This is a genomic window from Burkholderia sp. AU16741 (assembly GCF_002223345.1).
GTDB lineage: Bacteria > Pseudomonadota > Gammaproteobacteria > Burkholderiales > Burkholderiaceae > Burkholderia > Burkholderia sola.
Genome location: NZ_NKEZ01000007.1, coordinates 84080 through 98853, shown reverse-complemented (window position 1 = coordinate 98853; position 14774 = coordinate 84080). Strand labels below are relative to the sequence as shown.

Sequence of the window (14774 nt, the reverse complement as noted above, 5' to 3'; positions counted from 1 at the left end):
GGCATCGCTTAGCGAACCCGCGCCCCGTCGGTCGACGCAATCAGTTCCGCGCCACACCGCGTGTGATCGCCGTCGCGCGATAGCAGCGTCGTGCCATCTCTCATCCTGCCGCTACCTTCGACGATTTCGTTATCGCCGTGGATCGGGCATGAGACCTTGTCACCGACGCGTGCGGCTCGGCGACCCTTTACCTTGATGCGATCCGAGCCGGTCAGGATCTTGCCGCCGTGGCTCGTTGCGTCGCCTTCATATGCGAGATTTTTCATCGATTTTAGAGAGTTTTCAAACCCGACACGAAGAAGGGAAAAGCATGCAGTCAGTCATCTACACCATCTACAGATGAATTCGTTCTTAATCCACGAAATACTCGTTGATTTAGCTGCTGATAAATTCCCGGTGCGCACATATGATTTGATATAAGGCCCCCGTGCCTTTTTACATACACCCCACTTGGTGAACCTTGATAAATTACGTAGCCGTATGCTCCGGCCATGAATTTTATGTGTGTAAAGTTCAAATTTCCCACTGAAATATCGATAATATCGAATAAATTCCTCGGAGGGTTTGGTTTTTCCGGAAACTGAAGCTCGACACGACCCGGCACTCCATATCTGTACTGCACGTACCCATTGTCTGGTGCAATATTCCCCGATGCGCACAACGAGACTACTTTCCCATCAATCGGACAACTGAAATAGACTTCCTCATGTGGCTGGCACAATGTAATCTCATCGGCATTAACTACTTGACATCCAAGAATTACACCAAGAAGACCAGCTGACACATGTAGCGATCGACAAATCAATTGAAATCCCCGCGGCCGTTTATTTCCTTGAAATTATCGACGCGCCTGCCACGGCCATTCGTGTCATTGCCCACAATTGCAGCAAGCTCGCTTACCGGCTCATTAACGCAACCGAACATCGCACACCTTAATAAAATATCAAATATGGAATTAGGACCCAATGAGTCAATTACCCGAGAAACACGCACTCACATCTTCACAACGAATCCATCGTTCGATAACGTTACTGTTCTTCTGACGATACCTTGACACCACAAAGCCCGTCGACGAGCTAGATTCATTCACGAATACCGAATCACCTTTCACGAGATAGGCCCCGGTAAATGACGATTTATTAGGCATTGCATATAGATATGCCTTCTTTGAAATCACTGCATGCTCCACCCAGGCACCCGACTCCGTCGATGTTACGTGGATAGAATTGCCATTCTGGCCGCCAGTCAAAATCTTCTTCAGCTTGTCGGCGTTTTCGATGTCTTCATCCTACTGTAATTGAACAAGTAATTTCGAATAAACACTTCTGTTACCTGCACTTGGGGGATCGCACGCAAGCAGATTGTCAAATGCGGTACCCTCTGCCAAATATGCCAAGATTGGCGGCCGCGAAATTTGGTATCCGGCTTTGTGTTTCGATGAGTAAGCGGCATAGATGTCGGTTACATTAGGTGGATTATCGAAGATCGGCTCAATGTTGACAGACCACTGGTGAGGCGGTCGCCACTCTCCCCCACAGACTGCGTCTTGCGCCACGTGCACAACGCAACCGTCCTTCATACGTACGAAGGCACACATATACTCGGAATGCAAAGACACACCGCTTGAATTAGTGAGATCTCCCTCAGCGAAAAAATTCACGATCGAGTACCGTTTGTCCGGAGACAAACTGTTCATGTCGGACTCATAGAATCTCAATCCTTCATCGAAAGGGGTAAACGTCGCGCCATCTGACCGTTTAAAATGAAGAGATTGGTAGGCGTTGTGCCCGCGATCGGCATACTGTAAAACACTTAATTCACCCGACACACTAACCTGGGCCTGCACGCACGCGGGCAGTACCGCTAAGAACAAAAATAGGGATCTACGAATCATTTGAAATCCTATAGCATCCCGCGAAGGTGCTTACATCGCCCACAGTAAAGCTGAGTTTCCACGCAGATTGAGCATCGAATTGCTTTGCATCGAAAGTCCGCCCGTCAACTGTTTGATAACCAACCAAACTCGCCACCTTCATCTATCTCGATCCATGGCGCCAGTATTTCTTGACGTCAGAAGCCGTTCTGTATCGAAACTTTGACTCCGCGCCCTGAGCATATCCATCGATCCCAGTCATGGCTTCATCTTGAGAAACACGGTCATTTTCAATTAGCACTCCATTTTTATCAAAAAAATAGGCATACACCTGATAGAGCCGGCCATAGGTTCCATCGCCGCGGCTGTTTATATCCCACGCAACAATGGAGAATACATTGACGCGACCATCAAGAGACATAAAAAATATTGACTCAACCGTCGGCACCCCTCCCTCAACAGAATATCGCGCAAATTCAGCTTTCTCACACCCATATTTTGTCGACTGGTAAAGATCGAGAACAATCGGATATTCGGGTGTGCCATTTTCTATGGAGATCCGAGAATTACGCCCCAGCGCCGAGGCATCAAAAACGCTGTTATTTATATTTACGTTCGGGCAATTCGAGACAAGTTCACCCCCATATGCGCTGAACGGGAGAAGGAGCGACATTGCGCTCGCCACCAACAGTTTTGGGGGAAACATTCTACGCCACCTCGTTTTTTAGCCCAAGAATTGGCGCCACATTGTTGTAGGCAGCAAGGCGCTCTGAATACCCAATTTTTCCACCGTTCACCACCTTCGAGACCGCAAGGACATTCCCGGAATCTGCAATTCTATTTACGTCTCCAGTAACAGCCCAGTAAACAAAGGCCGATTCTATCCCATACTCCAAATCGCTAAGAACAAGATCCGGGTTTTCCACGAAGTCACGTTGATCATCCGGGAAGCGTCGATTATGCTCATCCGTAAGCACCATGTAGTTGCCTTTAAATGTTGTTTGTATCAACCCTCTACCGCGGTATTTATAACCATCGCCGGACTCTTCATTACCATTTTTATGTCGATCGCCATAGACATAGCTTGCGAGGTTTTTTGGATTGTGCTCATATTTGCTAGTCTCGGTCCACAACTTATCCCGCATTCGTCCGAAATTGCAAACAATATCCCCATCTACTTCGCTATACTTTTTTTTGCCCTTTGGTGCAGGGTTGCATCCAAAAATCTGCTTCATTCTCTTCGAAGAATATGAAAGCCCTTCCTCGATATTCTTAAAGCCACTTTCAACGGCGATTTGCGAGAGAAAATGAGCAATTCTCTTTGGCGTAGTTACCCGATAACCTTTTGCGTATTTATTGAGCGCGGGAAGGATCTGCCTATGGTAGTTTTTATTGCCATTTGGATCGACAGCCGCAAGCATTTCAAGTGTAATAACCTCCGGTTCTCGCGAAAAATTCCCAGCCAAGCCAATTGGATTAAAATGAAAGACATCCGGGGACGGAAATGTGGGGACATGAGCCTTCACGTCATCCCACCATGCGAGCATATCGATCCGCTTTTGCTCTTCGCCGTGCTGCTCCTTGGGCCCCGCCTGCTTCTCCAACTCGGCGATCAACTGCTTCCACTTCGATGGATTCGCCCATTCGCTTTCGTGCTTCACAATCAACCGGGACGCCGCCTGCATCAGCCACGGATATCCGCCACGCTCGGTCTGCGACAATGTGCATAGTTCATCAGCCGCTTGCTTGCCGTCGCCTTTCTTGAACAGGGCGTCATACACCTTAAGCATCAATGGACTGATGTTCGAACGCGAAGCAAGGTCCGCAGCATCGGCGCCGCTCGCGTAATCCGCCCACTTCCGGGTCGTCGCGAAAATCGTATGTGTGGGATCGTGGTCTTCCGCCAGACACTCGAAATCGACCCACTTCTGCGCAAACTCCAGCGTCACCCGCCCGCCGGGGAAGTTGAAGTCGCACACCCAACCGTCGATCGGCTGACCTAGCGCATTCACCCCCTCGACGTGCCACCAGTTCACCGGGTAACCCGGATTGGGATTCGGATGCTTCTCGGGAACTCGCCGATTCGAATCACGTGCCAGCTCGGCGAGCGAATACACTTGAACGGCGTCCGTCTTTCGCGACTGCGGGTCATCGCCCGGGACGAACTTGTCACCTTTGGTGCGTTGGTAAAGCACCGTGCCCGGCGCAATCCGCAGGATCGTCGGCTCCGACGGCAGGCCCAGCGCCGTCCAGTCCTCTTTTTGCGGACCGTGCTGGTTGACCCACGCGCGCCCCTGCTCCAGGAACAACTGAATGCCGTCGTCGCAGAACACTTCGATGTGCGCCATCCGGGTACCGGACATGCATTCGTTCAGCGAATCGTAGCGGCCAAGATGGCCGATCAGGTCGCCAGCCTTGATCGGTATTCCGCCTCCGGCTCCTTGCGGATCGCCCGGCCGAATCGTCTGTTCTGTCGTGACGATTACTCGGTCGAACACCAAATCCTGCATGACCTCCTCGACGGTTGGTCCACCGTTTTCCTGGCCGATAAAAACCCAGCCACCAACGGCGTCGGCCGGCTCGACATAGCTGCCAGCTTCGGGGGCAAACAGCGATGCGTCGCACATATCCGTCACTTGCCCCCAACCCTTTTCCTGCTTGCCGATGCTGACGCTCGCACCCTGCGGCAGGAGGCCAATGATTTCGCCGCGCGGATAGCTTTTTCGAACCCGCAGCCCCTGTTGCGACTCATCGGGAACCTGCCCGTTACGACCCGGCGACGGCTGGTCCTGCGCGTACTGCGTGACCTGCCATTGCCGTGGCCAGTACGACGGCTTGCTCCGCTTCGGGAAGTTTGCGTAGTCCTCCCACGACATCAGGTGCATGTACAGGCTGTAAAACGTCAGCTTCGCATCACGCGGAAACTCCATCGTATGCCGCACCAGCGCGAAGCCCGTGCTGTAAGGCGCCTGAACGGGCGTCTCGCTCCCGGCCTTGCCGAATTCGCTGACTGGATAGGTCTTGTTGGCGCGAAATGCAATCAGCGTGCCGTCGGCAATGCAGCGCAGGCCCGCGTCGAGATCCAGCGATTGCCCGGCGCCTGCCTCGGTGACGTGGATGCCACCATGCCACATGCCCTTGCGGCTCACGAGATACGCGCCTGATGGCTCGCGTTCGGCCAGGAGGCGGTAGATCTCGTGCTCATCGGTAAATTGCGCGGAAGCCTCGGACTTGCCCCGTCCCTTTCGAAGAAACGGAAAGGCGAACGGCAGCGGTTTTATCTTGGCCGGAGCCGGCGTAGGTGATTGCGGCGTCTTCGGTTTGGGTTGAGTTGCCATGGTTGTCCGTTATTCGGAGAATCCGAAGTTCATTGCGTGCTTCACGTCGTTGACGGGTGCCGCAGCCCATGTCGGGAATTTGAAACTGCCGCCGTCAGGGTCGACGACGGTCAGATTCCCCTTGAGTTCGATTTCTCCAGCGGGACTGCCGAGAATGATCTTGCCGCCCGAGAGCTTGATGTAGGCGCCGGCCCCATCGCCGAGCGTGACGCCTTTGCGACCGGTGATGATCACTTCGCCATCCGATGAGCTCGCTGTCATGTCCTGCATCGACATCAATTCCATCGCGTCGGACTGCGCCTGCAGCTGGACCTTGCCTTTCGCTGCGAAGATGCGAATCCCGAGCTTCGCTGCAAAAAGCGAGATCGCCTCACCGGCCGCCACTGCGATACGCTTCATCACGCCGATGTCGAGCCCGTCGCCGGCGGTCACAAACATCTGCTTGCGGGCGGCAAGCTGCATCTGCTGCCCGCTGACGAGCCCGACGCCGTCGGGAGCGGTTGCGACGAGGACCGGCTTCTGAAGCCGTTGGAGCTTTTGCTGGATCAACACGCGCTGTTGATCGATGTCGGCCTGTAGCGCCTTTGCCGCGTTCGCCGAGTCGTTGAGTGCACTCAGGATCTGTTCGGCCTGCTCAAGCGTCGCGTCGGCGTCCTGCATCGCGAGCTGCGGGCCTGCGGCGTTCGGCTGTCCTTCCGCGCTAACCAACACGCCCTTCGATCCCCGAATCGCCGCCGGGCCGTCGGTGCGCAACTCCGCGCCCTGTCCGCGCTCCTTGCACTCACCATCGACCATGTGCCCAAGGTTCAGCTCACTGATCTGAAACGGTGTCGTCAGATGAATATGCTCGACACCCTCCTTATCCTCCATCCGCATTTCATTCCGCGCGGCGGTGCGGATCAGATTCCGGGTATGGTTCCGACTGGTGACGAGATCCGGATGCAGGCTGTCATGCATCGCCCCGATAATCACCGGCCGATCCGGATGACCTTGCGTGAAAACAACGGCCACCTCCGCCCCATCGATCAGCGGAAAATGATGCCCATAGTCATCACCGCTATACGGCTTCGCAAACCGCACCGGCCGGCTTGTCCCACCCGGACTCCACTCATCGAGATCGAACGGCAGCTTGATCACATACCAGCCCTGTTCGGTCAGATACGCGTACTTGTAATCCCCGGGAGAGGTAATGCGCGCGGGCAGAATCCCGTCGATCGCCGGTCGCTTGATCGCATCGATGGACGTGCGCCACACACGACCGGACGGAATCCCCTCGAACGTCATCCAATACGACTGATCGCGGCCACCCTGCGACTCCACAGCAGTAACGAAGACCCCATGCTTCGCGTCGGCCGGGTTCGGCTCGATCCGCATGACTTCACCGGCTTCGAGCCAGAACGGATTACCGGTGCCCTTGAACGTGATCTGCGCGGCGAGATGCGCGTCGTGGCGTCGGCGGGCCACGCTCTTACCCTCTTCCGGCGTCTCGTAATGCTCACCCCAGCGGTAATCAACACCGCTCGTCGTCGTGTCGTCGCGCGCGGCGTTTTCCTCGACCAGCAGCGACACACCGGCCTGCCGATGATTATAGTCATGCAAACGCACGGCTTCGGGCACGCGCCGGGTCCGCTTCTCGAGCGTTTTGATCGCGTCCGCGCCGGAACTTTCGAGCCCCGAGTCTCTCCGGTACGACACGGTGCGTTGCTTCCGCGCGTAAGCATCCAGATCATCGCCAAACACGATCACGGCGTGATCCTTCTTCTGCTCCCAGCGGAACCAGAGTCCTTCTTCCGCGCAAAGGCGCTGAATGAAGGCGAATGTCGTTTCGTGATATTGGGTAACGTACTCGCGCCGCTTGTATTCGCCGCGCAACTGAAACAGGAAATCGACCCCGGCCCGGTAGCCGTAATGACGCAGCGTGTCGGTCACGATCTCCTCGACGGACTGCTTCTGGAACAACCTGCTCGTGACACCCCGGTTCAAGTCTGCGAGCTTCGGCTCGAGCCGCACGCGATAGTGGGTCTGATCGGCCGAACTGCCGAACTCGTCGAACTGCGTGATGACGCCGTGGATCGTATACGCCGGCGCCATCGTGCTGAATTGGCCGGCGTTCTCGCCAAACATCCTGCGCAGGTAGTCGAAATTCGGATCGACCGGCGCGACGATGAATTTTGCAGGACGGCCAATAACTTGATCCATCGGGATACCGGCCATCGGGCTCGTGAATTCGACGTCGTAGCGGTACAGCTCGCTCACGGCGTCCCGGCCCGTAAACCGCAGCACGGACGTCGGCGCCGGATGAGGCGCCAGCTTCAATTCATAAGCCTGCGACGGCAGGATCATCGACATGGATTTTCTCTCAGGTGCACGAACACAACGGCGCCGCCGGGACAGCCATCAGCGTCCCGACGGGTCATGCATGAAACGGCGGATCAGCCCTTGGCCTTCGGCATCTGCGACACGAGCGACAGCCCGATGTCCATGCCCTCGACCTGGAAGTGCGGGATGATGAACAGCTTGATGCGGAAGAAGCCCGGGTTGTCGTCGATGTCCTCGACCGTCACCTTCGCCTCGCGCAGCGGGTGCGACGCCTGCAGTTCGTCGCCCGGATCCTTCATCTCGGTCACGAGCCCCTTGATCCAGTTGTTCAGCTCGAGCTCGAGCAGACGCCGATCCTTGGTCGTGCCGATGTTCTCGCGCTGAATCAGCTTCAGGTAGTGCGCGATGCGCGACAGCAGGAAGATGTACGGCAAGCGCGCATTGATACGGCTATTGGCCGTCGCCTCCTTCGTCTCGTACAGCGCCGGCTTTTGCGTCGAGCTGGCCGAGAAGAAGCATGCGAAGTCGTGATTCTTGTAGAACGACAGCGGAATGAAGCCGAGATTCGCGAACTCGAACTCGCGTGTTTCCGGGATCAGCACTTCGGTCGGAATCTTCGGCTGCACGCCGGTGCCGAGGTCATACAGGTGAACCGGCAGGTCTTCCACCTTGCCGCCCGCCTGTGGGCCGCGAATCTGCACGCACCAGCCATTGCTGACGAAGCTGCGCACCATGTTGGCCGCGAACGCGAACGACGCGTTGACCCACAGATACTTGTCGTGGTCCTGGCCCTTCACCGCTTCTTCGTAGTTGAACGCACGCACCGGCGTCGTGTCCTTTCCATACGGCAAACGGCCGAGCACGCGGGGCATCGTCAGGCCGACGTAACGTGCATCGTCGGTGTCGCGGAAACTCTTCCACTTGATGTACTCGGCACGATCGAAGTAGTTGCCGATATCCTGGATGGATGCCACTTCTTCCATCGACTTCTTGCCGAAGAATGCTGCGCCCACCGAGCCGATGAACGGCATATGCGCGGCAGCCGCAACCTTCGAAATATTGCGCAGCAGCGCGACATCAATCGGCGAGTTCGCGAATTCGAAATCGCTGATCATTGCACTGATCGGCTGGCCGCCCGGCGTGTCGTACTCCTCGATATACGTGAGACGATACAGGCCGCTCTGGATCAGTTCCGGCGAATCTTCGAAGTCGCGCTGCAGCGCATCCTTCGATACATCCAGCACCTCGATGCGGGCGTTCTTGCGAAAGTCCGTGCGCGACACGAGCATCTTCAGCCCGCGCCAGCGACCTTCGAGCGCCTGGAAATCCGGCGCATGCATGACCGCGTCGAGCTGGCGGCTGATCTGCCGGTCAAGCTGCCCGATGTAGAAATCGAGCAGCGACTTGTCGAGTCGATCGACCGGCTTGCTTTCCTTCGCGATCAGGTTGAGCAGCGCGTCCATGCCGCGTGCGACCCGTTCGTCGGCCGATGCTTCCGACAATGCGTCGTTGTCGCGAAACGCTTCGAGCGGCCGAGCCTCGGCGACCGGCTTCAGGTTGATCTTGTTGCACAGCGCGGCGTAGACGCTGTCGTTGTCGAGCGCGATGGTTTCCGTGGCGCCCTGGCGCGATTCATTCTGGTTCATGTTTCTCTCAGTCACGTTTGGTATGGCTGCGTGGTTGCGGGAGGCGGTGACGGCCGTCTTGGGCCGGCCGCGCTCACGCATGGCCTTCCTGTTGCAGGGTGGCGGTGGCGATTTGTCCCAGTTCGCCGCGCAGCTTGTCGGACAGGCGCTTGTCCTTCAGGATCTTCTCGAACTCGCGACGGAACATGCCGTTGTCGAGCAGATTCGACTTGAGGTCGCGCAGCAGATTTCGCATCGCCAGCATCGCTTGCAGTTCGGGAATCTGGCGAGCAACCTGCTCGGGCTCGAAATCCTTCATCGAGCGAAACGAAAGATTCACCGGCAGTTCGGAGCCGTCGCCGGCCAGGGTGTTCTCCGCGGCAATCTTGAGATCCGGTGCATGGTCGGCCAGGACCGCGTCGAAGTTGTTCTTGTCGATATTGACCTTCTTGCGCTCGGCCAGCGGCGCCTGTTCGCGGCCCGCGCTGAAGTCGCCGGCAACGAGCAGCTTCAACGGCAGCTCGACCTTCTTCTGGGCCCCGCCCGTATGCAAATCCAGCGTGATCGAGACACGGCTCTTCGGAATTTCCCTCTGGAAGCTATCCATTTGCAATCCTTATTTAGTGATGGTCAGGCATTGGTGGGCGCACGGCGTGTTCGTCGCGATGGTCTCTTCGATATATCACCCGTGAACGCAATGCGCAGCGTGCCCCGATTTATCTTTCATCGCATGGCCTCCGTCCGCTCGACGAAATCGCTCGGGATTTATACACGTCAAACTCCGGATGAGTCAAAGCGCGTCACCCAAAAAACCACAACGATCAAATGTAAAAAATCGCAAACGTTCCGAAACAATTTACAAATTTAAATTGCTTCCAATATTTTCGAGATAAATCACATTCGAGCCGTATGACGTTACTCAAAGTAACTGGAAACTCTGCCGCGCTCCCTTGCTACACGATGATCCGTGCGTTTTCCATTGATCGCACGCCATCCTATTTTGCACCTCTCGAATTCACCCAAAAAAATCCAAATATCCCAAAAATAATCACCCGGCGAATTGTAAATTTCGTTCACATTTCACATCTCTCAATTAGTAAACCAAATCATATGGACATTCACAAAATAGGTTGCACATCCGAAAAGATGTCGTGTATAGGTTACGCCCTTGACTTGAATAACGAACAAACGAATCACACGAGAGACCATGCGAATCGCGAAGCCGCTATGGCACGAGGGCCTCATCCTGACCCAGCAGCATTTTCAGCAACAGGATAGATGGGCCGAATTTGCGCTACGTCAGTACGCCTGCGCGGCTGTCGCACAGCCGTGGGGAACGCTTGCCGTCGAGGTCGACGAAGAAGCGCTGTCGACAGGGCGCCTGAAACTCGCCCGCCTGCAGCTGTGTTTTCCGGACGGCACGCCGATCGATACGTCCGTCGCCGATACGCTGCCGCCTGCGCGCGACCTGACGCAAGGTGTGCCGGCGGACCTGCAAAGCGTCGTGGTGTTCGCAGCGCTCGCGTTGCCGGACGCGAATGGCAGCAACTGCCGTTTCGACGAGGCGTCGCTCGCCCGCCCGCGGCGCGCTTACCGAGAATTCGTCAAGGTCGCGGACCTGAACGGGACCGCCGAAGCCGAAATCGCGGTCGAACGGCATGCAGTACGGCTCGTGTTCGACTTCGAGTCGCACGCCGACGACACAATCTGCGCGATCGCGCGACTGACGCGCGGCGCCAGCGGCCAGTTCCAGATCGATCGACAGTTCGTGCCGCCGTGCCTCACGCTCGCCAGCCATCCGCTGCACGTCGAGCGGATCAATCGTCTGACGGACATCCTTCACGCCCGGACCCTCGCGCTCGGTACGCGTCGTAGCGAACGCATGACCGACGTCGCGGAATACGGCGTGGCCGACGTGCAACTCTTCTGGCTGCTTCATTGCATCCACGCGGCGTGGCCTCAGTTGCGACTGTTCGCTGCGCATCCGAGCCGCCCTCCGGAGCATCTGTACACGGCACTCGCGCAACTGACGAGCGCGCTGATGACATTCTCGACCGAAGCGCAACTCACCGATGTTCCGGTGTACGACCATGTGCGCGCCGACGAGGTGTTCGCGAAACTGGAATCGCTGATTCGCACGCTGCTCGACGCCATCATTCCGTCGCGGGTCGTGTCGATCGGCCTCACCCGCAAGGGGCCGACCACGTGGACTGGCCAGTTCCTCGACGAGCGGATCGTCGCGGATGCCGCCGACTGGTACCTGTCGGTCAACGCGCCGATGCCCGCATTCGAGTTGATCGAGCAGTTTCCACGGCTATGCAAGATCGGCGCCCCCGACGACGTCGAACACATCGTCAATTCGGCTTTGCTTGGCGTCCCGCTCAAGGCCGTCCAGCGCGTGCCAGGCGCGATCCCTGTGCGTCTGGACAATCACTATTTCGCGCTGGACGCGTCCAGCGCCGTGCACGCGAAGATGCTCGCTGCGCGAGCCTGCCAGATCTATCTGCCCGCGTCGGTACCGGACGCCTCGCTCGAACTCTATGCGGTGCTGCGTTCATGAATGTGTTGACCTCCAATCGAAGCGATACCGCCCTGATGCCGAACACGACGGGCGCCAGTAACCTCCCCGGCGACGGGATGCGCGATCTGCTGCGCGACACCGCACTGCTTGTGACCACGCTCGCCTCGGGCGGACAGACTCAGGACGCGGTCGCGTTGCGAGCGCGCTGCAAGCAGCTTGTCGAGCAATTCGCGAGCGCGCTGCAGCACCGGGGGTTTCCGGACGACGTGCGCAACGAGGCGCTCGTCGCACAGTGCGGGCTGCTCGACGAAGTAGCGCTGCGACACTTGCCTGGCGAATCCCGGTCCGCATGGGAGCGCGAGCCGCTGCAGGTGGAGCAGTTCAACCTGCACGAAGCCGGTGAACGCGTGTTCGATCGGCTCGACGCGCGCATGCGCGACCCAGCGCCGCCCGTCGCGTTGCTCGAGTGCTACTCGGCCATCCTCGGAATGGGATTCGTCGGCCGGTACGCCCGTGACGGCGAAGCCGAGCGGATCGCGCTGATCGCGTCTTTAAATGCCAGACTGGAGACGCTGCGCCCCGCCCCCGATCGGCCATTCATCGCGGATCGCGTCGGACGGCGCTTATCCGACTGGTTCTACCGGCTGTCTCCTTGGGCGATCGCCGGACTCGCATGCGCGGCTGCCACGATCGTATGGAGCATCTGGTCCGCCACTCTCGACGGACAGCTCGCACATCTTGTGGCGGCAAAAGCCGTTCGCCCGTGAAATCCGACCTGTCTGTTCTCTCCACGGAATCGAAGCGGCCGCCTGATCGCGGGCACGAAGGCCTCGGGTATCCGTCGCGGCTCATGGTCGCGTTCGCAACCGTGTTGGCGCTCGCGTTGACCTGGCTGGTACTTCCGCTCGGGTCCGGCGTCGCATGGGCACTTTCGGCCATCGTCGGGATTGCCGCGCTCGCGCTGATGGTGTGGTGTACGTGCACGCTTGGCCGCGCGCGTAGCCAGAGCGCACATGTGCTGACCGCGCTGGGCGCGGCGACAGCCGACATTCCGGTGAAGCTGCGCACGCGCATGCCGCTCGTGCTGGTGACCGGCGACGGACTGCCCGCACTGTTCGACCGTATGGGAGAAGTCCGTCGCGTACACCTCGGCGACGGCGGCATCTGGCTGCGCGTCGATCGCGCTCAGGATCTGCCGCGCACGGCCGTTGCAGTCCGGCAGTGGCGCGGCGGGCGGGCCCCGGACGGCGTCGTGCTGTCGGTCGCGCCTGCGCTGCACGCGGAAACCGACACGCTGACCCAGAATCTGCGTGCCGTGCGGCAGGCCGTCGGCGATGCCGCTCGCATGCTGGGTACGCGACTGCCGGGCTATGTCGCGGTGTACCAGCGCCTCACCACTGGCCCCGTCGACCGCTCGACGCCGGTGTGGTACGGCGTGTCGTCGGCCACCCGCCTCGCGGTCGGCGAACGTTTCGAATCCGTGGTTCGCGCGGCGGAAAACCAGGTTCAGCGCGCGGCCGGCGATTGCGTTGCAGCGGCACGCGCCGCCGCGCTGGCCTCCATCGTCGGCTGGACGCAGCGCGTGGTTTTCGGCGCACTGACGGACCGACAACAACCCGCATCGCCATGGGCGCCGTTCGGTTCCGGCTGGATTGACTACGGACCGGCGAGCGCATGTCGGAACCCGTGGGAACGCGATGTCGAAATGCAGACGCAAGTGGCGCGTGTCACCACCACCGCCTCGCCGACGCCGTGGCCGCTCCCGCAATCGCTGATCGAAGCGATACCGCGACGATACCGGACGTCTCCCCGTCAAGCCGCCGTGGGCCACGCACTCGCCCTGCTCGCCTGCGCCGCTACCGTCGCATTCTGGGGTGCGGCCAAGAACAACGAAGCGCTGCTGGATCGTATCGCCGCCGATCTCGGCCGCTATTCGACGATCCCGGAAACGCACGACACCGCAAAGCGGGACGCACTGCAGGCGCTCGTGGCCGATCGCGATCAACTCGATCGCTACGCGCGCACCGGTATTCCGCTGCGCCTGTCGTTCGGCATGTATCGGGGCGCGCAGCTGATCCCCATGCTGAACAACGCGATCGCATCTTACGAGCCGCCGCCGCCTCCTCCCGCCGTCGTCTCGCTCGACAGCATGTCGCTGTTCGACAGTGGCAAGGCACTGCTGAAGCCGGGGTCGAACCGTGCAATGGTCGGCGCGCTCGACATGATCCACGCGCATCCCGATAAACGCATCCTCGTCGCCGGCTACACCGACAACGTGGGCAATCCGGACAGCAACCTGAAGCTTTCGACCGCGCGCGCGGAAGCCGTGCGCGACTGGCTGGTCGACGCATCCGGCATTTCCGCGACCCGGTTTGCGATTCAAGGCTACGGCATGACGCGCCCGCTCTCGAGCAACGACACACCCGACGGACGCGCGCGAAACCGTCGCGTGGAAATTACCCTGGTACCGGACACGGGAAGGTAGCAATCCAGGTTCAGTCCCCGAAGCAACCCGCTTCGGGATTCTCAAGCCCAGGGGCCCGCTCCTGGCAAGTTTAGTAGTACGTACAGTGAAATATAAAGGAGCAAGGCAATGGCAATTCCGGCCTACATGTGGCTCAAGGACGACGGCGGCGCCGACATCAAGGGCTCGGTGACGGTTCAGGAACGCGAAGGCAGCGTCGAACTCGTCGCATTCGACCACGGCGTACATATCCCGACCGACGGCAATACCGGCAAGCTGACCGGCACGCGCGTCCACAAGCCGATCACGCTGACGAAGGAAACCGACGCGTCGACGCCGTATCTGTACAAGGCCGTGACGAGCGGCCAGACGCTCAAGTCGGTCGAGATCAAGTGGTACAAGATCGACGATGCGGGCAAGGAGAAGGAGTACTTCAACACGAAGCTCGACAACGTGAAGATCGTCGCCGTGAATCCGGTCATGCACGACATCAAGAATCCGGCCTACGAGAAGCACAACCACCTCGAAAACATGGAGCTTCGTTACGAAACGATCACCTGGTCGTACAAGGACGGCAACATTATCCACAAGGACACCTGGAACGAGCGGTCCTGATCCCTATCGATGGTCGAAC

At 58.5% G+C, this 14774-nt stretch carries 10 protein-coding genes; 4 read left to right on the top strand and 6 right to left on the bottom strand.

All coding sequences use genetic code 11. The annotated features are described in order from the left end of the window. Window positions 1–8: 8 nt before the first annotated feature. The 6 genes from CFB89_RS17285 to tssB form a co-directional block, all read right to left on the bottom strand. Window positions 9–266 (bottom strand): PAAR domain-containing protein, encoded by a 258-nt coding sequence (locus CFB89_RS17285; protein WP_089468911.1) that lies wholly within the window; start codon window positions 264–266, stop codon window positions 9–11. 1770 nt (window positions 267–2036) lie between these two features. Then, entirely contained in the window at window positions 2037–2546 is a 510-nt protein-coding gene (locus CFB89_RS34320) for a hypothetical protein (protein WP_144030124.1), read from the bottom strand. A gap of 34 nt (window positions 2547–2580) precedes the next feature. Then, window positions 2581–5211: a hypothetical protein gene (locus CFB89_RS17280; protein ID WP_089468910.1), complete on the bottom strand. Its 2631-nt coding sequence runs from the start codon at window positions 5209–5211 to the stop codon at window positions 2581–2583. A gap of 9 nt (window positions 5212–5220) precedes the next feature. After that, entirely contained in the window at window positions 5221–7560 is a 2340-nt protein-coding gene (locus tag CFB89_RS17275) for a type VI secretion system Vgr family protein (RefSeq protein ID WP_089468909.1), read from the bottom strand. 83 nt (window positions 7561–7643) lie between these two features. Beyond that, window positions 7644–9176, bottom strand: a complete 1533-nt coding sequence (gene tssC / locus CFB89_RS17270) for a type VI secretion system contractile sheath large subunit (RefSeq protein WP_089468908.1) — start codon at window positions 9174–9176, stop codon at window positions 7644–7646. A 73-nt stretch (window positions 9177–9249) separates the two neighbouring features. Beyond that, window positions 9250–9762 (bottom strand): type VI secretion system contractile sheath small subunit, encoded by a 513-nt coding sequence (tssB, locus tag CFB89_RS17265; protein WP_069230479.1) that lies wholly within the window; start codon window positions 9760–9762, stop codon window positions 9250–9252. A 600-nt stretch (window positions 9763–10362) separates the two neighbouring features. Here tssB and tssK point away from each other — a divergent pair. From tssK to CFB89_RS17245, 4 genes are all read left to right on the top strand, one after another. Continuing rightward, window positions 10363–11715 (top strand): type VI secretion system baseplate subunit TssK, encoded by a 1353-nt coding sequence (gene tssK, locus CFB89_RS17260; RefSeq protein ID WP_089468907.1) that lies wholly within the window; start codon window positions 10363–10365, stop codon window positions 11713–11715. Then, complete coding sequence (locus CFB89_RS17255; RefSeq protein WP_089468906.1) at window positions 11712–12443, top strand: DotU family type IV/VI secretion system protein; 732 nt, start codon at window positions 11712–11714, stop codon at window positions 12441–12443. Before tssK ends, CFB89_RS17255 begins: the two co-directional genes overlap by 4 nt. After that, the gene (locus tag CFB89_RS17250) at window positions 12440–14161 is read left to right on the top strand and encodes an OmpA family protein (protein WP_373559867.1); all 1722 of its coding nucleotides are present in this window, start codon (window positions 12440–12442) and stop codon (window positions 14159–14161) included. The genes CFB89_RS17255 and CFB89_RS17250 overlap by 4 nt, the downstream gene beginning before the upstream one ends. A gap of 108 nt (window positions 14162–14269) precedes the next feature. After that, window positions 14270–14755 carry an Hcp family type VI secretion system effector gene (locus CFB89_RS17245; protein WP_089468904.1) on the top strand — a complete coding sequence of 162 codons (486 nt, stop codon included), beginning with the start codon at window positions 14270–14272 and terminating at the stop codon, window positions 14753–14755. The last annotated feature ends 19 nt before the right edge of the window (window positions 14756–14774 follow it).